This is a genomic window from Neisseria flava (assembly GCF_982712965.1).
In genome coordinates this window covers 22673-47776 of the sequence record NZ_CEXQBZ010000117.1, presented here as the reverse complement: position 1 = coordinate 47776, position 25104 = coordinate 22673, and the positions used below count along the sequence as shown (strand labels likewise).

Genomic DNA, 25104 nt, shown 5'->3' with positions numbered 1-25104 from the left:
GTATTGATATACAGATACAAGCCCTTGCCGTCATTCAGCTTAAACGGTTTTTCGGCGGGCTTGGCGTTTTTGATTTGTCGGTCATTCAGCGGCATAGTGGGGGTATGTTTTAGGGGGTATTTCAGATACCCCGAATCATACCCCCTGATTTTGGTTGATTCAATTAAGCTGAATTAGACGGAATTATACAATCGGGAAGAAGATAATAGGATAGCAATCAGTCTGAAAGCCTTGTATTTATTGAGATTGGTTGATGGCATTAGACGGGATTAAACGAAAAAAAAACGCCTAGAATTTCTAAGCGTTTTTGTGTGTTGGTGCCGACAGCGAGATTTGAACTCGCACAGCCTACGGCCACTACCCCCTCAAGATAGCGTGTCTACCAATTTCACCATGTCGGCATTTGAAAAACTGTTATTTCTGCTGCTGAGGAGCGGGTGCAGCAGGTGCGGATTGGTTTTCAGCGGGAGCGGCAGGTTTCGGAGCCTGCTGGGTTTGTTTCACATTGCTGAAGTCCAAACCGTGTTTGTTTGTATGGGTATGGATATAAACCATTGCCATGCAGGTTGCGAAGAAGAAAGTCGCTGCGATGGCGGTTGCGCGGCTCAGGAAGTTTGCGTTGCCTGCGGAACCGAATACGCCCTGCGCGCTGCCGCTGCCTGACCCGAAGGTTGCGCCTGCGTCCGCGCCTTTGCCGTGTTGCAGCAATACTAACACAACCACCGACAAAGCGGAAATAATATTAATAATCCAGATAAGAGTTTTAAAGGCTTCCATATGTTTTCTACGAGGCTTGTGCTGCGTTGATGATGGCGGTAAATGAGTCATACGATAATGACGCGCCGCCAACCAATGCGCCGTCTACATGAGGTACTGCGAAGATGTCGGCTGCATTGTCTGCTTTCACACTTCCGCCGTAAAGAACGCGGATTTTAACATCGCTTCCGCACAAAGACAAGATTTCTTTGTAGATGAATGCGTGCATGTCGGCAATTTGTTCTACGGTGGCGACTTTGCCGGTGCCGATTGCCCATACCGGTTCGTAGGCGACGGCGATGTTTTTGGTGTTCAGTCCATGCAACACGGAGAGTTGGTGGGCGATGACTTCGTGTTCTTTGCCGGCTTCGCGCTCTTCGAGGCTTTCGCCGACGCACAATAGGGGAATGAGGCCTACGTTGAGGACGTTTTCCATTTTGCGGCGTTGTATTTCGTTTTTCTCGCCGAAATAGAGGCTTCGTTCGGAGTGTCCTATGAGGACGATGTCTGTGCCGATATCGGCGAGCATTTCTGCGGAAACTTCGCCTGTGTAGGCGCCGTTGTTGGGGAAGCGGCTGACGTCTTGGGCGCAGGTGAGGATGCGGTTGTTGAGGACAATCTGCATGGCGTTGTGCAGTTGCAACAGGTAAACGGTCGGGGCGGCGAGGCCGATTAGGACGCGTTCGGCGGTGGGCATGATGCGGAAGCGGTGCATGAGTGCGTTGTTGTTTTGGAGTCGGCCGTTCATTTTCCAGTTGCCGATGACCCATTTTTGATCCCACATTCCGATTTGGTGATGCATCTTTTTTGCTCCGTGTTGTGTTTCTTTGGCTGTACGCTGCGTGTAGCGTGATGTAACGTGAAGTTTAGTGGATATGCGACGGGTTCGCAACTTGAAACGGGATGTCCGGGGTCGTCTGAAATGCTGTTTCAGACGACCTGTTCTATAATAACTGCTTGATATACACATATATAGGACATGGCTATGCACGCGCTTCATTTTTCGGCTTCGGACAAGGCCGCGCTTTATCGGGAGATGTTGCCGCAGATTGAGTCTGTGGTGGCGGACGAGACAGATTGGGTGGCGAATTTGGCGAACACCGCGGCGGTTTTGAAGGAGGCGTTCGGCTGGTTTTGGGTGGGTTTTTATTTGGTTGATACGCGCACGGACGAATTGGTTTTGGCGCCGTTTCAGGGACCTTTGGCGTGTACGCGGATTCCGTTCGGGCGCGGGGTGTGCGGTCAGGCTTGGGCGAAGGGCGAGACGATGGTCGTTAAGGATGTCAATGCGCATCCCGACCATATTGCCTGCTCGTCTTTGTCGCGCTCGGAAATTGTGGTTCCGCTGTTTTCAGACGACCGCTGTATCGGCGTGTTGGATGTGGACAGCGAGCATTTGGCGCAGTTTGATGAGACGGATGCTTTGTATTTGGGCGAACTGGCGAAGATTTTAGAGAGGCGGTTTAAGGCTTCGCGTCAGGCGGCTTGAGACTGAAAAAAACAGGCAGGCTGTGCGCGCTGAAGTTGGCGCGGCGGGAGTGTGGTTTTATAATGTCTGCCATTGCTAAAACAATTATTTAACGGAGCACAAAATGGATTTTGAAAAAGCGCGGTTCAACATGGTCGAGCAGCAAATCCGTCCGTGGGATGTATTGGATTTTGACGTTTTGGACGCTTTGGAGGAGATTCCGCGCGAGCGTTTCGTGAACGAGTCTTTGCAGGGCTTGGCGTATGCCGATATGGAGCTGCCGCTTGCCAACGGTCATAAGATGCTCGAGCCGAAAGTTGTGGCGCGGTTGGCGCAGGGCTTGAAGCTAACCAAAACCGATACGGTTTTGGAAATCGGCACGGGTTCGGGCTATGCGACCGCACTCTTGGCGAAACTGGCGGGCAAAGTGGTTTCAGACGACCTCGATGCCGAACAGCAAGACCGCGCCAAAGCAGTGTTGGATAACTTGGCTTTGAATAATATCGATTATGTGCAAAACAACGGGCTGACCGAGCCTTCCGCGGGTGCGCCGTTTGATGCGGTTTACGTCGGCGGCGCGGTGGACCGCGTGCCTGACGTATTGAAAGAACAGTTGAAAGACGGCGGCCGCATGGCGGTCATCGTCGGCCGCCGGCCGGTACAGCGCGCGCTGCTGATTACGCGCAAGGGCGACGAATTTGAAGAAAAAGTCTTGTTCGATACACTGGTTGCGCATTTGGATGATAAAGAAAACCGTCCTTTCGGCGATTTCGATTTTTAATCTTTTTTGAACTCAAAGGTCGTCTGAAAACCAGCCGGACATGGCGAAACGTTTTCAGACGACCTTTCATCGTTTCCATCATTTCACACACACACAACATCATGACGATTCAACAAATCACCCCGCTGCAACTGCAACAATGGCGGCAAGAAGGTCGCGCGTTCCATCTGCTGGACGTGCGCACCGACGAAGAAACCGCCGTCTGCGCTCTGCCTGACGCCATCCATATCCCGATGAACCTGATTCCGCTGCGCCAAAACGAGCTGCCCGACGACGATTTGCCGATTGTGGTTTACTGCCACCACGGCATCCGCAGCCTGCATACGGCGATGTATCTGGCGGACGCGGGTTTTGAAAATCTGTTTAACCTGCAAGGCGGGATTGATGCTTGGGCTTTGCAGGTGGATGGAGCGATGGCGAGATATTGATAACGCCAAAAGGTCGTCTGAAAACCTTGATTCGGTTTTTCAGACGACCTTCTTTCATATTCCCGCTTCAATAATGCGGCGGAATTTCATCACGCAGGCTGTAAGGTTCGCGCTCTCCGTTTGCGCCTTTGTCTTGCATTTTCTGATAAAGCAGCCTCAACTGCGCCTGCTGCAAATCCAGCGTCTGCTGCATTTTCGCCACCGTATCGTTCAGGCTGCCGATTAAGTCTTCCTGAAGCGCGGTTTGGATTTCCAGCTCGGTGATGCGGTGTTCCAATTCGTCCATTTCGCTCATTTACAGCACCATCGCGGCAACCCAGCCGGCAATCATCAGCGGGATGTTGTAGTGGATAAAGGTTGGGATGACGGAGTCGCGGATGTGGTCGTGTTGTCCGTCGGCGTTCAAACCCATGGTCGGGCCGAGCGTCGAGTCGGACGCGGGCGAACCGGCATCGCCCAACGCGCCCGCCGTGCCGACGATGGCGACGGTTGCCAGCGGCGAGAAGCCGAGGCTGATACACAGCGGCACATAAATCGCGGTAATAATCGGCAAAGTGGAGAAAGAAGAGCCGATGCCCATGGTGACCAACAATCCGACCAACAACATGGTAAATGCCGCCATGCCTTTATTGCCGCCGAAAAGCTGCATACTGTGTTCAACCAGCGGTTTGATCTCGCCTGTCGCGGTCATGACTGCCGCAAAACCTTGCGCTGCAATCATGATGAAACCGACCATCGCCATCATTTTGATGCCTTCACCGAACACGTCGCTGGCGGCATTGCGGTTCATCACGCCAAGCATCATAAAGACGGCAAAACCCAACATCGCGCCCAACACCAACGAATCTTCATACATCAACTGAATCGCAAAACACACGCCGATTGCAATTGCCGCCACCAGACTGCGGTAAGCCGAAGGTTGCGGTTGTTCGGATGCTTCACGGTTGTCCTCGGCATCAATGGTATTGGTTTGGTAAGAACGCGGTTTGCGGTAATGGATAAACGCCAAAATCAGCCCCGAAACCATACCCAAAGCAGGAATCGCCATCGCGTGCATGACGCTGATGCCTTTGACGTCCATGCCCGCAGATTTGATATTGCCCAAGAGAATGTCGTTTAAGAAAATCGCGCCGAAGCCGAAGGGTAGGAACATATAAGTCGTAACCAATCCGAACGTAATCACGCAAGTAATCAATCGACGATCAACTTTCAAGCGGTTAAACACCAGCAAAAGCGGCGGAATAATCATCGGAATGAAGGCAATATGGATAGGCACGACGTTTTGACTCATGATGCCCATCGCCAGAATAATCAGCAGCAGCGTCCATTTCACCGAACTCTCGCCTTTTACTGCATCCTGACTGTTGTTGAGTTTGCGGATAATGCCACCCGCAAGCTGTTGCGGCAGCCCGGAATAGGTAATCGCCATCGCAAACGCACCGAGCATCGCGTAAGACAAAGAGATCCGCGCACCGCCCTTCAAGCCTTCGTTAAATACGGGAATAATCCCCGACTGCGTAACATTACCCGCCGTATCTACGACGTTTTCCAGCGGCATTCCCGCCACCAATCCGCCGACGAACGCACCGACAGTCAGGCTCAATACGACGTGTACTCGCGACAGCGACAACACGAGCATCACGATTACTGCAATCACTACGGCATTCATGCCCTTTCTCCATTTCAGACGACCTGTCAGCCATCTATTTATATGTTAAAAGAAACATCATAACCTAACATGATTTAACACGCTAGGGCAAACCGCCTTTCAGACGATCCACCCTACCCCGCTGCTCCAAATAAAGGTCGTCTGAAAACAAGTGAAACAAGTTTTCAGACGACCTTGGATGGGTTTTGGGTTTCAACTACCGCGTGCGTGCGGTACGCACGCGGTTTCGGTTTGGGGAGGTCAGGTTCTTGAATCCGACGGCTTCTGAGATGGTTGCGGCTTTTGTCGGATACAAGTATCCGACCTACAACTAACTAATCCTTCTTAATCGGCGGATTGGCATTAATCGGCAGCGATGAGCGGGAAACTTTGACATTTCTATAATGATTCCGCATCAAATGCTGAAACACTTCCGCCTTACGCTCTTTTCCGCTCTTTTCGTAATTCGTCCCCAAAATCACTTCATCCACAATATCGCGTATATCGGCATAAGGCAGATAGACGGATTTTGTGGCTTCGCAATATTCGATTTTGTCCGAACCGATTTGTTCGATTTTCAGCAGTCGGAACTCTTCTTCGTCACGGAAAGCAAAATCTTTAAACAGATAGCGGATATATTCTAAAGCCTTTCCGTCTTCATTTTTGATTTTATTAGAGTTTTTAATTAACTTCTTTAACGCTGCTCTAAGCTCCTTAATACGGAACTTATGCCATTTTAGATTTTTCCCAACAGGCTTTAATCGAATACCGAATTTTGGTCTTCTTGCATCGGGTAGCCATATTGTGCATTTTTCCTTAGCAATATATTCATCGGAATAAGCGATATAAGCTACCTGATAAAGCGGCAGGTTTTCATCTTCTAAACCCGCTACATCTGCCTCTATTGGCTCTTTGAAACCTTCATTCTGTTCATTTGTAAAACTTCTGAACGAAGAAGAAACATCGGGCTCTTTCAACCAATCCCCGTTTTGATTAAATACCAAGCAGCACCCCGATGCTTCCACGCCGTTTTCTTTGCCATACAAACGGAACTGGTTCAAATCGTTTACACGACTGGAGAAACAGGTAAAGAAAGCATTATGGACAGGGCAGTCAGCCTTGTTTTCCAATTCCAAATCCTGCAGATTCAGCAGCTCCAACAGCCCTTCTCCTTCAGTCGGGTCATTCATGTAGGTGGAGCTGCCGATTCTCATCGGACTAACCTTGTTACTGTCAACAGGATTGTTATCATCGGCTTTATCATTAGTTTTATCGCTGACAATACCGAATAATCTTTCGCATACTGAAGGCGAAGTGTAATGAGAAAGTGGAATCGCCCCCAATTCGATAGGTGGAATATTTAAAACTGCCAGAATGGTGGAGATAGCATCAGTTAATTTACCTTCTTCATTTATAAATAGTTTTTCCTTCATTTCCTGCTTTTTCTGATTAAAATAACTTTGCCATTCTTCTTGAAGAAAATGAATTTCTCTTAAATGTTGGTGAATAATCCTATCAGCTCTATTCCTTTCTAACTCATCCTTTAATTGCGGCAAGTTATTGAGGGAAAATAAAAAATATTTATCAGCTTTTTCAGTTAACTCTTTGACCTTAGAAGAATCTTCATCTTTAATCTTAACTGCCTGTTTGAGATAGATATAGCCGAGCCAAAATTGGGCATAGAATTGTTCTTGAAGGCTGTTTTGTTTATCTTCCAACTGTCCGGCAAGACTCAATTGCTGTTGGTGGTGTTCAACTGCCCGTCCAAATAACTGTTCCGCCTCCTTGTCTTTGGCTTTTAGCGCCTGCTCAAAATAGCAACGGCCAAGCCAAGATTGGGCATCGATTTGTTGTTGAAGGCTGTTCTGCTTATCTTCCAGCTGTTCGACAAGACTCAATTGTTGTTGGTGGTGTTCAACTGCCCGTCCAAATAACTGTTCCGACTCTTTGCCTTTGGCTTTCTTCGCCTGCTCTAAATAGCAACGACCAAGCCAATATTGGGCATTGTTTTGTTCTTGAAGGCTGTTTTGCTTGTCTTCCAGCTGTTTGGCAAATTCCAATGATTGTTGGAAATGCTCAACTGCCCGCTCAAACAACTTAGCCGCTTCCTTGCCTTCCGCTTTCATCGCCTGCTCCAAATAGCAATGACCAAGCCAAGATTGGGCATTGATTTGTTGTTGAAGGCTGTTTTGCTTGTCTTCCAGCTGTTCGGCAAGCCTCAATTGCTGTTGGTGGTGTTCAACTGCCCGCTCAAACAACTTAGCCGCTTCCTTACCTTCAGCTTTCATCGCCTGCTCGAAATAGCAGCGGCCAAGCCAAGATTGAGCATAGATTTGTTGTTGAAGGCTGTTTTGTTTATCTTCCAGCTGCTCGGCAAGCCTCAATTGTTGCTGTTGGTGTTCAACTGCATTTCCAAACAACTGTTCCGACTCCTTGCCTTTGGCTTTCATCGCCTGTTCAAAATAACAACGGCCTAGCCAAAACTGAATCTTGTTTTGCTCCTGAATTTGGCTATTTTTATCTTCAATTCCATCTAAAGCCTGATTCAGCTTCGCAATCGCTTCGTCAAATTTTTTGTTCTCAAATAACGCTACACCTTCGTTAATTAAACTCCAAACACTCATTACTTTATTCCTTTCTCAAAATAATCTGATAAACGCATACCATCTCAATGCGCCTCTTCCCAATTCATCCCCACACCCACCTCTGCCACCAGCGGCACGTTCAACATCCCTTCGTCCACTTTCGCCATAATCTGCGGCAGTTTTTCTTTAACCAAATCCAGTTCGGCTTCGGGTACTTCCAGCACCAGTTCGTCATGCACCTGCATAATCAGTTTGCTTTGCAAGAGGTCGTCTGAAAGCCAGCGGGACACGTCTATCATGGTGCGTTTGATGAGGTCGGAGGCGGTGCCTTGCATGGGGGCGTTGATGGCGGCGCGTTCAGCTCCGGCGCGGGCGTTGGCGTTTTTGTTGTGGATGTCGGGCAGGTAGAGGCGGCGGCCGAACAGGGTTTCGACAAAGCCTTGCGCGGCGGCTTGTTCTTTGGTGCGCTGCATGTATTCGGCGACGCCGGGGTAGCGGGCGAAGTAACGGTCGATGAAGGTTTTGGCGGACAGGTTGTCTATGCCCAGCGATTTGGCGAGGCCGTATTGGCCCATGCCGTAAATGAGGCCGAAGTTGATGGTTTTGGCGTAGCGGCGTTGTTCGGGCGAGACGTTTTCGGGGGCGATGCCGAATACTTCGGCGGCGGTGCGGCGGTGTACGTCTTCGCCGTTTTGGAACGCGGTAATCAGGGTTTTGTCGCCGGAGAGGTGCGCCATGATGCGCAGCTCGATTTGGGAATAGTCGGCGGAAACGATGACGCTGCCTTGCGGTGCGGTGAAGGCGCGGCGCACGCGGCGGCCTTCGGCGGTGCGGATGGGGATGTTTTGCAGGTTGGGGTTGTTGCTGGCGAGGCGGCCGGTAATGGCGACGGCTTGGGCGTAGGTGGTATGCACGCGGCCGTCTTTGGGGGAAATCATTTCGGGCAGTTTGTCGGTGTAGGTGGATTTGAGTTTCGCCAGGCTGCGGTTTTGCAGGATGATTTTGGGCAGGGGATAGTCGGGCGCGAGCTGTTCGAGCACGGCTTCGTTGGTGGAAATGCCGCCTTTGGCGGTTTTTTTCAGGCCTTTGGTGGGGATGCCCATTTTGTCGAACAGGATTTCTTGCAGCTGTTTGGGCGAGTTGAGGTTGAACGGCTGGCCTGCGGCGGCATAGGCTTCCTGTTCGAGCTTCATCAGCTCAGCGCCGAGTTCTGCGCTTTGGCGGGCGAGTTCGGCACGGTCGATTTGTACGCCGTTGCGTTCCATTTCAAACAATACCTGCGCGACGGGCAGCTCCATTTTTTCATACATTTCAAGCTGTTTTGCATCCATTTGCGCACGCAGGTGCGCTTCGAGGCGCAGGGCGAAATCTGCGTCTTGGGCGGCGTATTCGGTCGCCTGCTCAATGGCGACGTCGGCAAAACCGATTTGCTTCGCGCCTTTGCCACACAGCGATTCGTAGGTAATGGTTTCCAAGCCGAGCCAGCGTTCGGACAATTCGTCCAAGCCGTGTCCGAGATGGCTCTCGATGATGTAGGAAGCGAGCATAGCGTCGCCGGCAATGCCGTTCAGGGCGATGCCGTAGTTGGCGAAAACGTGTTGGTCGTATTTGAGGTTTTGCCCGATTTTTTTCAGGGCGGGGTTTTCCAAATGCGGTTTCAGACGACCTAATACATCCTGCAAATCAAGCTGTTCTGGCGCGGCGGTCAGGCTGTGTCCTACGGGGATGTAAACTGCTTCACCCGCTTGGAACGCGATGCTGATGCCGACCAGCGAGGCGTTCATCGCGTCTAGGGACGTGGTTTCCGTATCGATGCCGATTTTTTCCGCTTGCGACAGTTTGTCCAACAAGGCGGCAAACTGCGCTTCGGTAGTAACGGCTTGATAATCCAGCTTTTCGGGGGTCGGGGCATGTTCTATGATTTTTTCAGACGACGTTTCCATGTCCAACGCCGCCTGTTCGCCTATCGTATCGCTGCCAAACAAATCGCCGTCCGCCGCTTCGTGCATACGGCTTTCCGCTTCTTTTAGCCAAGTGCGGAAGCCCCAGCGTTTGAAATCGACCGCAAGCTGCGACCATTTCGGCGAAGTGCGGCGCAGGCTTTCGAGGCCGTCTGAAAGCTCCGAGTGCAAGTCCACATCGGTTTTAATCGTCACCAAATCATACGACAACGGCAGTTGGGGCAGCGCGGCTTGCAGGTTTTCGCCGACCTTACCCTTGATTTCCGCAGCGTGCTCCATCACACCGGCCAGTGAGCCGTAGGCTTCCAACCACTTCACCGCCGTTTTCGGGCCGCACTTCTCCACGCCCGGCACATTGTCCACCTTGTCGCCCATCAGCGCGAGATAATCGCGGATTTGGTCGGGGCGCACGCCGAATTTTTCCTTCACACCTTCAATGTCCAGCTTTTCGCCGCTCATCGTGTTCACCAGCGTTACGCGCTCGTTCACCAGCTGCGCCATGTCCTTATCGCCGGTGGACACCACCACATTCCAACCTGCTTCGCTACCCATCTTAGCCAGCGTGCCGATAACGTCGTCCGCTTCGACTTGCGGAATCACCAGCACCGGCCAGCCCATCAGCCGCACCAAATCCGGCAAGGCTTCCGCCTGCGGGCGCAAATCATCCGGCATCGGCGGGCGCGTCGCCTTATAGTCGGGGAACATCTCGTGGCGGAAATTCTTACCTTTCGCATCAAACACCACCGCGCAATAATCGTGCACATAATCCGCCCGCAGCCGGCGTAACATGTTCAATACGCCGTAAAGCGCACCTGTCGGCGCACCGTCAGGTGCGGTCAACTGCGCCATCGCGTGATACGCGCGGTAGAGATAAGAAGAGCCGTCAACGAGGAGGAGAGTGGGTTTGGACATGGTGAACCTGCTTGAAATAAGTGAAAAATAGATGGATGGATTATAAAGGAAAAGGCAAGAGGTCGTCTGAAAGCAAGTTTTCATGGCATAACACGTTCCACTCAAAACGCCCTTCCCTTTCCGCGACCAGGCCGTTAGACCTTGCCGTAAAAAGGTCGTCTGAACATTTTCAGACGACCCTTTCACATACCAGCAACACGCTATCCGTCAATATTCCGCCGAATGCCAAAACGGTTGTCCCACGGTCGGCGTACTGGCTTGAGCTTTGGTGCGCGCTTCGACCGGTTCGGCCTCAAATGCCAGCCGTCCGGATTCGACGGCGAGCGCGAAGGCGAGCGCCATGTTGACGGGGTCGCCGCTGCGGGAAACGGCGGTGTTCAGCAATACGCCGTCAAAACCCCATTCCATCACTTGCGCCGCCTGCGAGGGCAAACCCAAGCCCGCGTCGATAATCAGCGGCGTGTCGGGCAGGCGTTCGCGCAGGACTTTCAGCGCATAGGCGTGAACCGCGCCCAAGCCTGTGCCAATCGGCGCCGCCCACGGCATCAACGCCTGACAGCCTGCGTCAAGCAGGCGGCGGCCGGCAATCAGGTCTTCGGTGCAATAAGGCAGCACTTTGAAGCCGTCTTTAATCAGGATTTCCGCCGCTTCGACGAGCTGGAAGACGTCGGGCTGCAACGTGTCGTCGTCGCCGATGAGTTCGAGTTTGATCCAATCGGTTTCAAACACTTCCCGCGCCATCTGCGCCGTCGTTACCGCTTCCTGCACGCTTTGGCAGCCTGCGGTGTTGGGCAGCACTGGGACGCCGCTTTCTTGCAATAGCGACCAAAACCCCTGCCCGTGTGCCTCGCCGCCACTTCCCGCGCGCCGCAATGAGACGGTAATCATTGCGGGCTGGGCGATACGGACGGATTGTTTGAGGATTTCAGGGGTCGGGTAGGCAGCCGTACCGAGCAGCAGCCGAGAAGGGAAAGTTTCTCCGTATAGGGTGAGCATGATGGGTTCCTTTGTATAGTGGATTAACTTTAAACCAGTACGGCGTTATCTGTACTGTCTGCGGCTTCGTCGCCTTGTCCTGATTTAAAGTTAATCCACTATAACGTTGTTTTTGGGACAGAGGTCGTCTGAAAAGGCAAAACTGCTTAGCCGCCTAGCCGCCGACCACCGGCCGCACGATATCGACTTTGTCGTTTTCGTTCAAAACCGTTTCCGCATATGCGCCTTTGGCGACAAATCCGGTGTTCACCGCTACGGCAAAGGGCTTTTGCGGCGCGGTTTGGGCGATGAGGTCGGCAACGGTTTTGCCGCAAAGTTCGGCGGGTTCGCCGTTTAAGATGATGTTCATAGGTTCTCGATATTTCGTATGTATAGTGGATTAACAAAAATCAGGACAAGGCGACGAAGCCGCAGACAGTACAAATAGTACGGAACCGATTCACTTGGTGCTTCAGCACCTTAGAGAATCGTTCTCTTTGAACTAAGGCGAGGCAACGCCGTACTGGTTTAAAGTTAATCCACTATAAGTTGCTTTATTCATGATGCGCCTGTGCTTGCTTGAACCCGTCGCCCCATTCTTTCAATGCTGTCAGCACGGGGGCAAGCGTTTTGCCGTAGTCGGTCAGGCGGTATTCCACGCGCGGCGGGACTTCGGGATACACGGTACGCAAAATGATGCCGACAGCCTCCAATGCACGCAGTTGCGCGGTCAGCGTGCGCTGAGACACATCGGGCAGGATGCGGCGGATTTGGTTGAAGCGCAGCGTGCCGTCCGTGTGCAGGCGGTAGAGTATCGTGCCTTTCCATTTGCCGCCGATGACGGAAAGCGCGGCTTCCACCGAGCAGCCTTCGGTGCAGTCATAGCTTGGGTGCGGTGTGCGGGACATGGTGGTATCCTTTAAGTAACTATCTGAAAAATATGTGCGTTCTTGTTAATGATATGTTTCGGGCGCATGATACACGCTTTCAGACGACCTATTAGGAAAACATTATGAAAGCCATCGGTTTCACCCGCCCTTTACCCGTTTCCAACCCTGAAGCCCTGCTCGACATCAATTTGCCCGAACCCGAACTGCGGCCGCACGATATTTTGGTTGCCGTGCAGGCGGTTTCTGTCAATCCTGTCGATGTGAAAGTCCGGGCGGCGCATACGTCTGAGGGAGGAGCGTACCGCGTATTAGGTTACGACGCGGCAGGCATCGTTCAGGCAGTCGGCAGCGAAGTGCGGAATTTCCAAGTCGGCGACGAAGTGTATTACGCGGGCGCCCTCAACCGTCAAGGTTCAAACGCACAATTACAAGCCGTGGACGCGCGCATTGCCGCCAAAAAACCGCGTTCGCTGGATTTTGCCCAAGCCGCCGCGCTGCCATTGACGGCGATTACCGCATGGGAAACGCTGTTTGACCGCTTGGACGTGAACAAACCCGTGGCAGGCGACGCAAATGCGCTGCTCTTAATCGGCGGTGCAGGCGGGGTCGGCTCGCTTGCCATCCAGTTTCTGAAAAAGCTGACCGACATCCAAGTCATCGCCACCGCCTCCCGCCCTGAAAGCCGCTCGTGGGTGGAGAAGTTGGGTGCGGATTTCGTCATCAATCATCATGAAAACATGGCGGAACAGATTGCTGCGTTAAATATCGGCGCGCCATCGTTCGTTTTTTCCACCAACCATACCGACCGCCATCTGCCGCAAATCGTGGAGCTTATCGCCCCGCAAGGCAGAATCGCGCTGATTGACGACCCAGAAACGTTGGACGTGAACCCGCTCAAAGGCAAAAGCCTGTCGCTGCATTGGGAATTTATGTTTACCCGCCCGCTGAGCGAAACGGCAGACATCGAACGTCAGGGCGAAATCCTTGCCGAAACCGCTCGGCTGGTGGACGAAGGCATCATCCGTCCGACCGCTACCCAAATCCTGCACGGCATCAATGCTGCCAACTTGCGCCGCGCACATGAGATGCTGGAAAGCGGAGATATGATCGGCAAACTGGTGCTGGAAGGCTGGGATAACTAAATCCGCCGATTATTCTTTACGCCGTTATGTCCGCTTCTGCCTGTATGGCATCCGAAATAACGGCAATCGAATATCCTAATTGAGCAGGTCGTCTGAAATTTGGTTTTCAGACGACCTTATTCATTCCACAAAGCCTGAAACGCTTTAACCACGGCTTCGGGATTTTCCGCTTCGGTCACGGCGCGGACGACGGCGAGTGAGGAAACGCCGGTGGCGAGTACGGCTTGGGCGTTGTTCAAATCGATGCCGCCGATGGCGACGACAGGTGTGCCGCGTGCCTGTTTCACATATTCGCGCAGTTTGTCCAAGCCTTGCGGCGCGGTCGGCATTTGCTTGGTCGTGGTCGGGAAAATCGCGCCGCTAGCAACGTAGCTGGGGTGTACGGACAGGGCGCGGTCGAGTTCGGCGACGGAGTGCGTACTCAAACCCAAGCGCAAACCAGCGGCGGCGATGGCGGCGAGGTCGGCGGTGTCCATGTCTTCCTGCCCGAGATGCACGCCGTATGCGCCTGCTTCTATCGCCACGCGCCAGTGGTCGTTGATGAAAAGCTGTGTACGGCTGCCCTGACAGGCGGCGACGCAGCAGGCGATTTCGCGTTTCAATTCATCGCCGTGCAGGGTTTTGCAGCGCAGTTGCACCGTGTCGGCACCTGCTTTGACCATGCGCTCCACCCAATCGGCGGTGGGAACGACGGCGTAGAATTTGAGCGGGGATTTTAGGGGCGGGAAGGTCATGGGGTGTCCTTTTAAGTTATCGCTGATGGCGTTCTTGCAGGCGCTCGGTATGCGCCCGCAGTTTTTCGCCATCGGCTTGGTATTCGTTTGAAGACAGCACGGCGGTTGCCGCTTCTATTTCCTGTGGCAGCAATAAGGTCGTCTGAAAACGTCTGATATAGGATGCTGCCTGTCTGATACGGCAGACATTCGGCGGCATTTGCGTTTTCAATTCACAATCACCGAGAAAAACCACCATCGAATGAAATTTTTCTTCCGGCAGTTGCAGCAGTTCGGATAATGCTTTGATGTGTGCGTAATTTTGGCGCAACGGATTTTGAAAGTAGTGTTTCTGCTTATAGACGACTTGAGTCCATTTCGATTGCTTCTCGCTGCCGAAAATCCAACCTGTGTAATTTTTGGTTTCTATGACAAATATCCCGAAAACCGAAACATAAATATGGTCGATTTGCGTCGTGCCGCTGCGGGACGGAATAATCAAATCGTGAAATTCGATATAGGTTTCTTCATCCAAATCTTTTCCGATTACTGAACGGACTGCCCCTTCGCCTATGCGTCCTTTTACTTTGGGATTTTAGAGCAGCGCTTTCAAAAAAAGTAGAGGAATGACGAGCAGGAAAATCCAAAAGATACCTGACAGGTTTCCTATTGCTTGTTCAATCATGACGTTTCCTTTTTTGTTTTATTGTTTAAGTTAAAGCGAGCAGCTTGGTATAGCTATCTAATGAGATCGTCTGAAAACATCGAGTATTCACATTCATGCCGTAAAGTAGAAGACGGATGACACTTGATGGGAAGCTCCCGCTTTTATAACCAACGGCGAACGCGCCGACAGTAAGACTCGTATTCTGCGCCGAATTTCTGCGCCAAAACGCGTTCTTCGGGCATGATTTGAAAGCGTGTCATATAGGCAATAAATGCGGCCAAAAACAACCACGGCAGCGGGTGCGCCAAATAGCCCGCCCATGCAACCAGCCAGCAGCCCATACCCGCATACATCGGGTTACGGCTGAAACGGTAAACGCCGTCTGAAACGAAGTGTTCGGTTTGTTCGGGGTTGAACGGGCTGACGGTCGTGCGCACACGGCGAAACGCCCACACACCTAATACGCCCAACAAAGTCCCAAACACCATCAAAACAACCGACAGCAATATAGGAAAGCGCGGCATTATGTCAGCTAGTGCAGAAACTTGGGCAGAAATGTACATCAACAACGCACAAATAAAACATATCGCCGGCGGCGGAATTTTGGTTTCTAAATTCATATTGTTACCTTTATAAAACTGATGCCGCGACGTTTTCAGACGGCCTCAAACTTATTTTCCAATATACGCCAAACCGCTTTCTTCATCACGTTCGTACGTGTCTTTTCCGTCAAACAGTGCCACTGCCAATCTGACGGCGGCGGCGGTTACGGCGGGGGAAATCATGAAGCCGTGGCGGAAAAGGCCGTTGATTTCAATCAGGCGTCGGGCGCGGCTGTAACGGATTTCGGGGTTGTGGTGGTTGAGCGTTGGGCGCAGGCCGGTGGCGATTTCGAGGATGTCGGCTTCGCCGAAGGCGGGGTGGACTGCATAGAGCGCGGACAAGAGTTCCAGCCCGGAACGCACGCTGGCGGGGGCTTGGCTTTCGCTTTCGATTTGGGTCGCGCCGATAACGAAAACGTGGTTTTCTTTCGGGGCGATGTAGAGCGGATAGCGCGGGTGCAGCAGGCGCACGGGGCGGTTGAGCGTGATTTCGGGTGTGTAAACCCGCGCCACTTCGCCGCGTATGCCGCGCAAGGTGCTGGTGTGTTCGGGGGCTTGGTTCCACACGGTTTTTGCGCCGTAGCCGCGGCAGTCGATCAGCCAGTCGTATTGGGCTTGCAGGTCGTCGGGGGCGCATTCGTGTTCCCAATGGCAAGGGACATTCAGCCTGTCCAAAGCGTCGGCAAGTGCAGACAGCATCTGTCGCCCGTCGAGCTGACCTTCGGTCGGCAGGTAAAGGCCGTCTGAAAAACGTCCGCCGAGTTGCGGTTCGCGTTCGGCGATGTCGTCGGCGCGCCAACGGACGATTTCGTGATCCGCCACGCCACCGCGTTTGAGATGGCGCACGAACTCGCCGGATAATGGCTTGTCCTGCCCGTGCCACACAATCAGGCTGCCGTTTTCTTGCATCATGGTCGGTGTTTTCAGACGATCTCTGATGTTGCGCCAAAGCGGAATACTCTGTCTGCCCAGTTTGATAACTTCAGGCGTAGCTTCGACCGCTTCTGCCGCAGGCGCGAGCATGGCGGCGGCAACATAAGCGGCGGCGTTTTCGCCTTTGCGCCCGCCTTTGTCAAAGAGGGCAACCGATAAACCTTGTTCTGCAAGTTGTAAGGCAGTCAGACGGCCGCAGAGGCCGCCGCCGAGAATGGCGATACGGGGCATGGTGGATTCCTTTGCAGTATTTGGGCAGTCGGGAGGACGAAAGATAAGACGGAAGCGGAATCCACCGAATGGCGGGAAATGCGGGAAAGGGAACGGAAGCCTGAAAAGGCGTTTGACAGCTTGTTTCCTACGCAGGCATTACCCCGACAGGTTCTACGGATTCCGCTGGCGCGGTCTCAGCTGTTTGCGGGAACAAGCAGCACTCCGACAAGAAAAATATGAAGTTTATACAGATTTGTTTATTTTGGCAAAAGATCGTCTGAAAATACAAGTTTTCATAAAGTAAATACTTTAAAAAGTAATTTTCCAAATCAATCTTGGCACTTTGTCCAAATGAAACGCTCTATTAAAGAAATTTGTTTCAAAACACGAAAATGAAAAACTTCAAACACAAACAAATAACGATAACTAAATAATTACCTAACTAAAAAATAATTTATAGCATGCAATTCAAAATCTTGAATTACCAATAAAAAATGTCATCCGCAATGCGGATGCCACTTAATTTCAAAGAAATTATTCGCTAACTGTATTATCAGCTTTATCAACTAGTTCAACGAGTGCTAACGGGGCATTATCGCCTTTTCGGAAACCATACTTCAGCACACGAACATAGCCACCATTTCGGGCAGCAAAGCGTGGACCCAATTCATCAAACAATTTAACCACAACATCACGATCACGAGTGCGGTCGAATGCCAAACGACGGTTTGCCAAGGAAGGTTTTTTACCCAATGTAATCAAGGGTTCTACTACGCGGCGCAATTCTTTAGCTTTAGGCAAAGTTGTCACGATAGTCTCGTGAGTCAACAATGAGTTCGCCATATTACGCAGCATTGCAGCGCGATGGCTGCTTGTACGGTTTAATTTGCGGTTACCATTACGATGACGCATGTCATTATCCTTTAATCTTCAAACTTACGGCTTTTCTAAGCCTACAGGCGGCCAAGCTTCCAATTTGGAACCCAGTGTCAAGCCTTTAGATGCCAACACCTCTTTGATTTCATTCAAAGACTTACGACCCAAATTCGGAGTTTTAAGAAGCTCTGTTTCAGTACGTTGAATCAAATCGCCAATATAATAAATATCTTCAGCTTTCAGACAATTAGCTGAACGTACAGTTAATTCCAAATCATCTACCGGGCGCAGCAGGATAGGATCAATAGGAGGAGCTTTTTCTTCAACTTCTTCTACTGGAGTACCTTGCAAATCAGCAAAGATAGACATTTGATCAATTAAAATACGAGCGGCACTACGTACAGCTTCTTCAGGATCAATAGAACCATCAGTTTCAATATCCAAAACCAACTTATCTAAATCCGTACGCTGCTCTACGCGTGCAGGTTCAACTTCAAAGCTAACACGACTGATGGGCGAAAAGCTCGCATCCAACTGAATCGCACCAATCTGACGGTTCTCATCGCGCACAACACGACGACCGGAAACAGATTGATAGCCACGCCCCTGCTCAACTTTGATTTCCATCTCAATTTGACCGTTCTCAGCCAAATGACAAATAATATGCTCAGGATTTAAAATTTCCACATCATGTGGTAATTCGATATCACCGGCAACAACAGCACCGGCACCTGACTTTTTCAAAGTTAACTGAACTTGGCCACGTCCATGCAGCTTAAATACAATACCTTTGACATTCAATAAAATATCGACAACATCTTCTTGAACACCATCAACAGTAGAGTATTCGTGCAACACACCGGAAATGGCCACTTCAGTAGGAGCAAAACCATTCATGGATGACAGTAAGATACGACGCAAAGCATTACCTAAAGTATGACCAAAACCGCGCTCAAACGGCTGCATAGATACTTTTGCACGAGTTGTAGATAAAGTATCGACATCAATTTGACGAGGTTTCAAAAATTCGGTTGTGCTATTTTGCATTTAACTGTCCCTCACTGAGCTAGCATTATTTAGAGTAGAATTCTACCACCAGCTGTTCATTAATATCGCCAGTTAATTCTGAACGATCCGGCATATTTTTAAATACACCTTCCAATTTGTCTGCATCAACAGAAACCCAGCTTGGCAAACCGATTTGAGTTGCTAAACTTAAAGCTTCTTGAATACGAACTTGTTTTTTAGCTTTCTCACGAACAGCTACAACATCACCTGCTTTAACTTGGAAAGAAGGAATATTTACAACCTGACCGTTAACGGTAATTGCTTTATGAGAAACCAGCTGACGTGCTTCAGCACGAGTCGAGCCAAATCCCATGCGATATACTACATTATCCAAACGAGACTCTAACAATTGCAACAGTAATTCACCGGTAGAGCCTTTACGTCGATCTGCTTCTGCAAAATAGCGACGGAATTGACGTTCCAAAACGCCATAAATACGACGAATCTTTTGCTTTTCACGCAGTTGCAAGCCATAGTCAGACAAACGTGGTTTCTTTACACCATGCTGACCAGGAGCTGAATCAAGTTTACATTTAGAATCCAAAGAACGACGAGCGCTCTTCAAAAATAAATCGGTGCCTTCTCGACGAGCCAATTTACATTTAGGGCCAATATAACGTGCCATGTTTCAATCACTCCTTTAAATACGACGTTTTTTAGGCGGACGGCAACCGTTATGAGGCAACGGAGTAACGTCAGTAATACTGGTAATTTTAAAACCAAGAGCGTTGAGTGCACGTACAGAAGACTCTCGACCAGGGCCAGGACCTTTTATACGAACTTCTAAATTTTTAACGCCATATTCTTGGGCAACTTTACCAGCTGCTTCTGCAGCTACCTGAGCTGCAAATGGTGTACTTTTACGAGAACCTTTAAAACCAGCACCGCCAGAGGTAGCCCAAGACAATGCATTGCCTTGACGGTCAGTGATTGTAATGATGGTATTGTTGAAAGAAGCATGTACATGCACAATACCTTCGCTTACGGTTTTACGTACTTTTTTACGTACACGCGAAGCTGTGTTTGCTTTAGCCATTAATAAAATTCCTTAAAAATTATTTTTTACCAGCAATCGCTTTACGCGGACCTTTACGGGTACGAGCATTTGTGCGAGTGCGTTGACCACGACAAGGCAAACCGCGACGATGACGGAAACCACGATAACAACCCATGTCCATCAATCGCTTGATGCTCATCGTTACTTCACGACGCAAGTCACCTTCTACTTCATATTTAGCAACTTGTTCACGCAAAGCGTCTAATTGAGCCTCGTCCAAATCTTTTGCTTTAGTAGTGGGAGCAATATTTGCTGCCTCGCAAATCAATTTAGCACGAGTAGCACCAATACCATAAATAGCCTGCAAGCCAATTACGATATGTGCATTATTAGGGATATTCACCCCTGCAATACGAGCCATATTTTTTCCTTTAAACGGCAAAGTTCGTCACTATACCACAAAGTCTTACTAAAAGAAAAGTTCCCTTAGCCTTGACGTTGTTTGTGACGAGGATCAGTACAAATTACACGAACTACTCGATTACGACGGATAATCTTACAGTTGCGGCAAATTTTCTTTACAGACGGTTGTACACGCATTATATTTCCTTATATCGTTTTATCTAGCTCGGAAGACAATCCGAGCTCGAGTTAAATCATAAGGTGTCAGTTCTACCGTCACCTTATCCCCAGGAGAGATCCGGATATAGTGCATACGCATTTTCCCGGAAATATGACCTAATACAACATGGTCATTCTCAAGCTTTACTTTAAAAGTTGCGTTAGGTAGAGTTTCAAGAATCTCCCCCTGCATTTGTATGGTATCTTCTTTAGCCATAATTCTACTTACGTGATAAAGATTTCATATCAAGACCGCTCATTAAACTCTCATATTGCTGAGTCATGCGGTAAGAGTTAATTTGGGTACTAAAGTCCATTGTCACTACAACTAAAATTAGTAAAGATGTACCACCCAAATAAAAAGGAACATTCAAAGCCGTTGTCAAGAACTCTGGAATTAAACAAATAGTTGTAATATATAACGCACCAAATAAAGTGAGACGCAACACAACCTGTTCCAGATATTGCGAAGTTTGCTTACCTGGTCGAATTCCCGGCACGAAAGCGCCACTTTTCTTTAAATTCTCTGCCATTTCTTTTGGGCTAAAAACTAAGGCTGTATAAAAATAGCAAAAGAAAATAATTGTCACTGTAAATAACAAAATATATAAAGCTTGCCCATGCTGAAGCAAACCAGCAATTTTATGCAACAAACTACCGGTATCATTAGAACCAAACCAGCTTAACAAAGTGGATGGAAACAAAATAATACTTGACGCAAAAATAGGAGGAATCACGCCTGCCATATTCAACTTAAAGGGCATATGTGTATTAGAACCTTGCATTGCACCACTACCAACTTGGCGTTTCGCATAATGCACGGGAACTTTACGCTGTGCACTTTCAAAATATACAACAATATAAATTAATAGCAATGCACCAATAACAATTGACACAGCCGTAGGCATACCAATTGATCCTTGACTCGTTAAAGCTAATAATCTTGCTATACCGGAAGGAATACCGGCAGCGATACCAGCAGTAATAATCAAGGAAATGCCATTCCCAATCCCACGCTCCGTAATCTGCTCACCTAACCACATCAGGAACATTGTACCTGTGACTAAGCTCACTACCGTAGAAATATGGAACTCCAAAGAATTAGTGACAACCACACCTTGCTGGAATACAAAGGTAGCTACACCAAAACTCTGTAAGATAGCTAATAGTACTGTACCGTATCTTGTATATTTTGTAATAACTTTTCGACCTGCCTCCCCTTCCTTTTTTAATGCCTTTAAAGAAGGAATAATTTCAGAGGCCAACTGAACAATTATTGATGCTGAAATATATGGCATTATGCCAATTGCGAATATACTAAAGCGCTCTAACGAACCACCAGAAAACATGTTCAACATGCCTAGTATGCCGTTCCCAGCGCTTTCGTATAATTTAGCTAAAGCAACAGCATCTACGCCAGGTACAGGGATATGGGCACCAATACGAAAAACAACTAACGCCCCTAAAAGAAACGTTAGACGTTTTTTCAGATCTCCAAATTTGGACAAGCCTGATAAAGATTGTTGATTAGCCACTATAATGCAAGCCTTATTCTTCCACTTTACCACCAGCAGCTTCAATTGCTGCTTTAGCCCCTTTAGTGGCTTTAATGCCCTTCAGGACAACAGCTTTTGAAAGCTCACCAGAGGCAATAACTTTCACATTAGAAACAGTTGCAGGAACCAACCCAGCTTGCTTGAGAACCAATACATCAATCTCATTTACAGCAAGTAAGTTCAATTCACTCAAACGAATCTCAGCATTTGCAGCAGCAGTCAATGATTTAAAACCACGTTTTGGTAGGCGACGTTGTAAAGGCATTTGACCGCCTTCAAAACCTACTTTATGAAAACCACCAGAACGGCTTTTTTGACCTTTATGGCCACGACCACCGGTTTTACCTAAACCACTACCAATACCACGACCCACACGACGACGGGCGTGGGTAGCACCCTCAGCAGGTTGAATAGAATTTAGAAACATATCAAGACTCCACTTTCAACAAGTAGCTGATTTTGTTAATCATGCCACGGTTTTCAGGGGTATCTAAAACCTCTACTGTATGCTCACGATGACGCAAACCTAAACCACGAGCACATGCACGATGAGATTCAATTGTACCAATCAGGCTCTTCACCAATGTAACTTTAATCTTTTTTTGCTCAGTCATGGCTTGCTCCTAAAATGTCTTCTACTGTTAAGCCACGTTTAGCAGCAATATCTGCAGGTGTATACAACTTAGACAAGCCGTCTAATGTAGCTCGTACAATGTTATAAGGATTTGTAGAACCATGCACTTTAGCAGAAATGTTATGAATACCCATAGCATCAAAGACTAAGCGCATAGGACCACCTGCCTTTACACCACTACCTTCTTTAGCAGGTTGCATAAAGACTTTGGTAGCGCCATGACGTCCAATAACCTCATGATGAATCGTACCATTTTTTAGAGGTACTTTAATCATAGAGCGACGAGCCTGATCCATTGCTTTTTGAACAGCTACCGGCACTTCTTTTGACTTACCTTTGCCCATACCAATACGACCATCGCCATCACCAACAACTGTTAGCGCAGAGAAAGCCATGATACGGCCACCTTTAACTACTTTAGTTACGCGATTAACTGCGACCATTTTTTCAATCAGGCCGTCACCACGTTCTTCAATTTCATGTTTTGCCATCTGAAAGTCTCCAATTATTAGAAGCTTAAACCATTTTCACGTGCAGCTTCAGCCAAAGCTTTCACACGACCGTGATATTGGAAACCTGAACGATCAAAAGCAACTTTTTCTACACCTACTGCTTTAGCTTTCTCAGCAATGCGCTTTCCTACTACTGCAGCTGCCTCGACGTTGCTACCAGATTTCAGACTACCACGCACTTCAGCTTCCAATGTAGAGGCTTGAGCCAATACTTTATCACCTTCAGCACTAATTACTTGAGCATAAATATGATTATTGCTACGGAACACACATAATCTTACCATTTTCAAGTCCGCAATACGTGCACGGGTTTTGCGTGCACGACGGAGTCGGGTTGTATGTTTATCCATTAGTGAACCTCAATTATTTTTTCTTGGCTTCTTTCATCACTACTACTTCACCTACATAACGAACACCCTTACCTTTATAAGGTTCAGGAGAACGGAATGCACGAATTTCAGCAGCGACTTGACCAACTACTTGTTTATCTGCACCAGTCAAAACGATCTCTGTTTGGCTAGGAGTTTGAACAGAAACGCCTTCTGGCATTTCATATACGATTGGATGAGAAAAACCCAGAGACAAATTCAAAACTTTGCCTTGAGCTTGAGCGCGATAACCCACACCAATCAATTGTAGTTTTTTCTCAAAACCTTCTGAAACACCTTTGACCATATTATTAACTAATGCACGAGCAGTCCCTGACATAGCATTTGCCTGCTTACTGTCATTTTTTGCAGCAAAAGTCAATTTGCCATCGTTCAGTTCAATGGCTACATCAGAATGCAAAGGAAAGGACAACTCGCCATTCTTACCCTTGATAACCAATGCTTCTGTTCCAAATTTTACTTCTACACCAGCAGGAACAGTCACTGGGTTTTTTGCGACACGTGACATTTACTTTTCTCCACTAGGCTACGATGCACAACAACTCACCACCAACACCCTCAGAACGAGCCTTGCGGTCAGTCATCACACCTTTAGAAGTACTAACAATAGCGATACCCAAGCCATTCATAACATTAGGAATTTCGCTAGAAGCTTTGTAAATACGCAAACCTGGACGTGAAACACGTTTAATTTGCTCAATCACAGGGCGACCTGCATAGTATTTCAATTGAATTTCCAATACCGGCTTCGCATCAGCAGAAACCGAAAAATCCTCGATATAACCTTCTTCTTTCAAGACTTTTGCAATTGCACACTTTAATTTGGAAGAAGGCATGGCAACTACTACCTTATTGGCACGTTGCGCATTACGAATACGAGTCAACATATCGGAAATAGGATCATGCATACTCATTATTAATACTCCTATTACCAGCTAGCTTTAACAACACCCGGAATCTCGCCACGCATAGCGATTTCACGGATTTTAATACGACCCAAACCGAATTTACGGAAAGTACCACGAGGACGACCTGTCAAAGCACAACGACGACGTTGACGTACAGGAGCTGCATTACGTGGAATGGATTGGAATTTCAGACGAGCTTCAAAACGCTCTTCTTCAGTTGCATTCGCATCATTAATAACAGCAAAAATTGCCTCACGTTTGGCTGCAAACTTTTTCGCCAAAGCTTGACGTTTTAGCTCACGATTAATAAGTGCTTTCTTAGCCATGATTATCCTTTAAACGGAAACTTGAACAGTGACAATAAAGCTTTAGCTTCTTCATCAGTTTTTGCAGTAGTTGTAATAGTAATATTCAAACCACGCAAAGCATCAATTTTATCGTATTCAATTTCCGGGAAAATGATTTGCTCGCGAACACCCATATTGTAATTACCACGGCCATCAAAAGATTTGCCACTTACACCACGGAAGTCACGCACTCGAGGTAATGCAATAGTAATCAAACGATCCAAAAATTCGAACATTTGATCACGACGCAGTGTTACTTTGCAACCCACAGGATAATTATCACGAATTTTAAAGCCAGCGATAGATTTACGAGCAACAGTAACTACTGGTTTTTGACCAGCAATTTTTTCCAAATCAGATACAGCATGCTCCATAACTTTTTTATCAGCAACAGCCTCTCCAACCCCCATATTTAAAGTGATTTTTTCAATACGAGGAACTTCCATTACTGACTTGTAACCAAACTGTTTAACCAATTCAGGAACAACTGTATCTTTATAAAACTCTCTCAAACGAGCCATG

General features: G+C 48.7%; 32 protein-coding genes, 1 tRNA gene, 2 pseudogenes and 1 riboswitch. Of the genes and pseudogenes, 4 read left to right on the top strand and 31 right to left on the bottom strand.

All coding sequences use genetic code 11. The annotated features are described in order from the left end of the window. The 4 genes and pseudogenes from AC5M9B_RS08115 to tpiA form a co-directional block, all read right to left on the bottom strand. Nucleotides 1–95, bottom strand: a pseudogene (locus AC5M9B_RS08115) (integrase); the annotation flags it as partial. A gap of 220 nt (nt 96–315) precedes the next feature. Continuing rightward, nucleotides 316–401: transfer RNA gene (locus AC5M9B_RS08110), tRNA-Leu, on the bottom strand. Nucleotides 402–414: 13 nt separating this feature from the next. Then, on the bottom strand, nt 415–777 hold the full coding sequence (secG, locus tag AC5M9B_RS08105; protein ID WP_003759305.1) for a preprotein translocase subunit SecG: 363 nt from the start codon (nt 775–777) through the stop codon (nt 415–417). A 7-nt stretch (nt 778–784) separates the two neighbouring features. Then, nucleotides 785–1558 carry a triose-phosphate isomerase gene (gene tpiA / locus AC5M9B_RS08100; RefSeq protein WP_049231428.1) on the bottom strand — a complete coding sequence of 258 codons (774 nt, stop codon included), beginning with the start codon at nt 1556–1558 and terminating at the stop codon, nt 785–787. 183 nt (nt 1559–1741) lie between these two features. On the opposite strand from tpiA, the gene AC5M9B_RS08095 reads away from it, so the two are divergent. The 3 genes from AC5M9B_RS08095 to AC5M9B_RS08085 all read left to right on the top strand — a co-directional run bounded on the left by AC5M9B_RS08095 (nt 1742) and on the right by AC5M9B_RS08085 (nt 3433). Beyond that, a complete protein-coding gene (locus AC5M9B_RS08095) occupies nt 1742–2245 on the top strand; it encodes a free L-methionine (R)-S-oxide reductase MsrC (RefSeq protein WP_146736708.1) in 504 nt (167 codons plus the stop codon). 103 nt (nt 2246–2348) lie between these two features. Next, nucleotides 2349–3005: a protein-L-isoaspartate O-methyltransferase family protein gene (locus AC5M9B_RS08090; protein WP_070656410.1), complete on the top strand. Its 657-nt coding sequence runs from the start codon at nt 2349–2351 to the stop codon at nt 3003–3005. 101 nt (nt 3006–3106) lie between these two features. After that, nucleotides 3107–3433, top strand: coding sequence for a rhodanese-like domain-containing protein (locus tag AC5M9B_RS08085; RefSeq protein WP_146736709.1), 327 nt, complete (start codon nt 3107–3109; stop codon nt 3431–3433). 67 nt (nt 3434–3500) lie between these two features. Here the strand turns inward: AC5M9B_RS08085 and AC5M9B_RS08080 are convergent, their stop codons facing one another. The 7 genes from AC5M9B_RS08080 to AC5M9B_RS08050 form a co-directional block, all read right to left on the bottom strand. Then, on the bottom strand, nt 3501–3728 hold the full coding sequence (locus AC5M9B_RS08080) for a SlyX family protein (protein ID WP_003742919.1): 228 nt from the start codon (nt 3726–3728) through the stop codon (nt 3501–3503). After that, nucleotides 3729–5102, bottom strand: coding sequence for a Na+/H+ antiporter family protein (locus tag AC5M9B_RS08075; RefSeq protein WP_487648482.1), 1374 nt, complete (start codon nt 5100–5102; stop codon nt 3729–3731). It abuts the gene before it with no gap. Between the two features lie 314 nt (nt 5103–5416). Next, the gene (locus AC5M9B_RS08070; protein ID WP_487648481.1) at nt 5417–7705 is read right to left on the bottom strand and encodes a tetratricopeptide repeat protein; all 2289 of its coding nucleotides are present in this window, start codon (nt 7703–7705) and stop codon (nt 5417–5419) included. A gap of 44 nt (nt 7706–7749) precedes the next feature. Next, nucleotides 7750–10539, bottom strand: coding sequence for a DNA polymerase I (gene polA, locus AC5M9B_RS08065; protein ID WP_487648480.1), 2790 nt, complete (start codon nt 10537–10539; stop codon nt 7750–7752). A gap of 207 nt (nt 10540–10746) precedes the next feature. Continuing rightward, nucleotides 10747–11535, bottom strand: a complete 789-nt coding sequence (locus AC5M9B_RS08060; RefSeq protein WP_070857358.1) for a thiazole synthase — start codon at nt 11533–11535, stop codon at nt 10747–10749. A 154-nt stretch (nt 11536–11689) separates the two neighbouring features. Then, nucleotides 11690–11884 (bottom strand): sulfur carrier protein ThiS, encoded by a 195-nt coding sequence (gene thiS, locus AC5M9B_RS08055; protein ID WP_070539595.1) that lies wholly within the window; start codon nt 11882–11884, stop codon nt 11690–11692. A 184-nt stretch (nt 11885–12068) separates the two neighbouring features. Further along, nucleotides 12069–12422, bottom strand: coding sequence for a winged helix-turn-helix transcriptional regulator (locus AC5M9B_RS08050; protein WP_014575618.1), 354 nt, complete (start codon nt 12420–12422; stop codon nt 12069–12071). A gap of 104 nt (nt 12423–12526) precedes the next feature. Here AC5M9B_RS08050 and AC5M9B_RS08045 point away from each other — a divergent pair, with 104 nt between their 5' ends. Next, nucleotides 12527–13546, top strand: coding sequence for a zinc-binding alcohol dehydrogenase family protein (locus tag AC5M9B_RS08045; protein WP_014575617.1), 1020 nt, complete (start codon nt 12527–12529; stop codon nt 13544–13546). A gap of 116 nt (nt 13547–13662) precedes the next feature. On the opposite strand, the gene thiE is transcribed toward AC5M9B_RS08045, so the two are convergent. The 20 genes and pseudogenes from thiE to rplE all read right to left on the bottom strand — a co-directional run bounded on the left by thiE (nt 13663) and on the right by rplE (nt 25103). After that, entirely contained in the window at nt 13663–14280 is a 618-nt protein-coding gene (thiE, locus tag AC5M9B_RS08040) for a thiamine phosphate synthase (RefSeq protein WP_014575616.1), read from the bottom strand. Nucleotides 14281–14296: 16 nt separating this feature from the next. Beyond that, nucleotides 14297–14944 (bottom strand): annotated as a pseudogene (locus AC5M9B_RS08035) (nuclease-related domain-containing protein). Nucleotides 14945–15087: 143 nt separating this feature from the next. Further along, nucleotides 15088–15546 (bottom strand): methyltransferase family protein, encoded by a 459-nt coding sequence (locus AC5M9B_RS08030; RefSeq protein ID WP_070857359.1) that lies wholly within the window; start codon nt 15544–15546, stop codon nt 15088–15090. 51 nt (nt 15547–15597) lie between these two features. Beyond that, entirely contained in the window at nt 15598–16692 is a 1095-nt protein-coding gene (locus AC5M9B_RS08025; protein ID WP_070857360.1) for an FAD-dependent oxidoreductase, read from the bottom strand. Nucleotides 16693–16799: 107 nt separating this feature from the next. Next, nucleotides 16800–16909, bottom strand: a riboswitch (TPP riboswitch). A 299-nt stretch (nt 16910–17208) separates the two neighbouring features. Beyond that, a complete protein-coding gene (gene rplQ / locus AC5M9B_RS08020) occupies nt 17209–17586 on the bottom strand; it encodes a 50S ribosomal protein L17 (protein ID WP_019271041.1) in 378 nt (125 codons plus the stop codon). A gap of 24 nt (nt 17587–17610) precedes the next feature. Continuing rightward, the gene (locus AC5M9B_RS08015; RefSeq protein ID WP_019271040.1) at nt 17611–18597 is read right to left on the bottom strand and encodes a DNA-directed RNA polymerase subunit alpha; all 987 of its coding nucleotides are present in this window, start codon (nt 18595–18597) and stop codon (nt 17611–17613) included. 25 nt (nt 18598–18622) lie between these two features. Beyond that, nucleotides 18623–19243 (bottom strand): 30S ribosomal protein S4, encoded by a 621-nt coding sequence (rpsD, locus tag AC5M9B_RS08010; protein WP_070656381.1) that lies wholly within the window; start codon nt 19241–19243, stop codon nt 18623–18625. Nucleotides 19244–19258: 15 nt separating this feature from the next. Further along, nucleotides 19259–19654 carry a 30S ribosomal protein S11 gene (gene rpsK / locus AC5M9B_RS08005; RefSeq protein WP_002216249.1) on the bottom strand — a complete coding sequence of 132 codons (396 nt, stop codon included), beginning with the start codon at nt 19652–19654 and terminating at the stop codon, nt 19259–19261. A 19-nt stretch (nt 19655–19673) separates the two neighbouring features. Continuing rightward, nucleotides 19674–20036 (bottom strand): 30S ribosomal protein S13, encoded by a 363-nt coding sequence (gene rpsM / locus AC5M9B_RS08000; RefSeq protein ID WP_003749295.1) that lies wholly within the window; start codon nt 20034–20036, stop codon nt 19674–19676. Nucleotides 20037–20101: 65 nt separating this feature from the next. Then, nucleotides 20102–20215 carry a 50S ribosomal protein L36 gene (gene rpmJ / locus AC5M9B_RS07995; RefSeq protein ID WP_003697674.1) on the bottom strand — a complete coding sequence of 38 codons (114 nt, stop codon included), beginning with the start codon at nt 20213–20215 and terminating at the stop codon, nt 20102–20104. 19 nt (nt 20216–20234) lie between these two features. After that, the gene (infA, locus tag AC5M9B_RS07990) at nt 20235–20453 is read right to left on the bottom strand and encodes a translation initiation factor IF-1 (RefSeq protein WP_003684714.1); all 219 of its coding nucleotides are present in this window, start codon (nt 20451–20453) and stop codon (nt 20235–20237) included. Nucleotides 20454–20457: 4 nt separating this feature from the next. Further along, entirely contained in the window at nt 20458–21771 is a 1314-nt protein-coding gene (gene secY / locus AC5M9B_RS07985; protein WP_070774672.1) for a preprotein translocase subunit SecY, read from the bottom strand. A 13-nt stretch (nt 21772–21784) separates the two neighbouring features. Next, nucleotides 21785–22219 carry a 50S ribosomal protein L15 gene (rplO, locus tag AC5M9B_RS07980; protein WP_019271036.1) on the bottom strand — a complete coding sequence of 145 codons (435 nt, stop codon included), beginning with the start codon at nt 22217–22219 and terminating at the stop codon, nt 21785–21787. A gap of 1 nt (nt 22220) precedes the next feature. Beyond that, nucleotides 22221–22406 carry a 50S ribosomal protein L30 gene (rpmD, locus tag AC5M9B_RS07975; RefSeq protein ID WP_003759717.1) on the bottom strand — a complete coding sequence of 62 codons (186 nt, stop codon included), beginning with the start codon at nt 22404–22406 and terminating at the stop codon, nt 22221–22223. Further along, nucleotides 22399–22917, bottom strand: a complete 519-nt coding sequence (gene rpsE / locus AC5M9B_RS07970; protein WP_003742903.1) for a 30S ribosomal protein S5 — start codon at nt 22915–22917, stop codon at nt 22399–22401. The genes rpmD and rpsE overlap by 8 nt, the downstream gene beginning before the upstream one ends. Nucleotides 22918–22934: 17 nt before the next feature. Next, on the bottom strand, nt 22935–23288 hold the full coding sequence (gene rplR, locus AC5M9B_RS07965; RefSeq protein ID WP_009175230.1) for a 50S ribosomal protein L18: 354 nt from the start codon (nt 23286–23288) through the stop codon (nt 22935–22937). 13 nt (nt 23289–23301) lie between these two features. Then, nucleotides 23302–23835 carry a 50S ribosomal protein L6 gene (gene rplF, locus AC5M9B_RS07960; protein WP_039408163.1) on the bottom strand — a complete coding sequence of 178 codons (534 nt, stop codon included), beginning with the start codon at nt 23833–23835 and terminating at the stop codon, nt 23302–23304. Nucleotides 23836–23848: 13 nt separating this feature from the next. Continuing rightward, a complete protein-coding gene (rpsH, locus tag AC5M9B_RS07955) occupies nt 23849–24241 on the bottom strand; it encodes a 30S ribosomal protein S8 (protein WP_003742898.1) in 393 nt (130 codons plus the stop codon). Nucleotides 24242–24255: 14 nt separating this feature from the next. Then, nucleotides 24256–24561 carry a 30S ribosomal protein S14 gene (gene rpsN / locus AC5M9B_RS07950; protein ID WP_003684736.1) on the bottom strand — a complete coding sequence of 102 codons (306 nt, stop codon included), beginning with the start codon at nt 24559–24561 and terminating at the stop codon, nt 24256–24258. 2 nt (nt 24562–24563) lie between these two features. Continuing rightward, nucleotides 24564–25103, bottom strand: a complete 540-nt coding sequence (rplE, locus tag AC5M9B_RS07945; RefSeq protein WP_003684750.1) for a 50S ribosomal protein L5 — start codon at nt 25101–25103, stop codon at nt 24564–24566. Nucleotide 25104 lies beyond the last annotated feature (1 nt).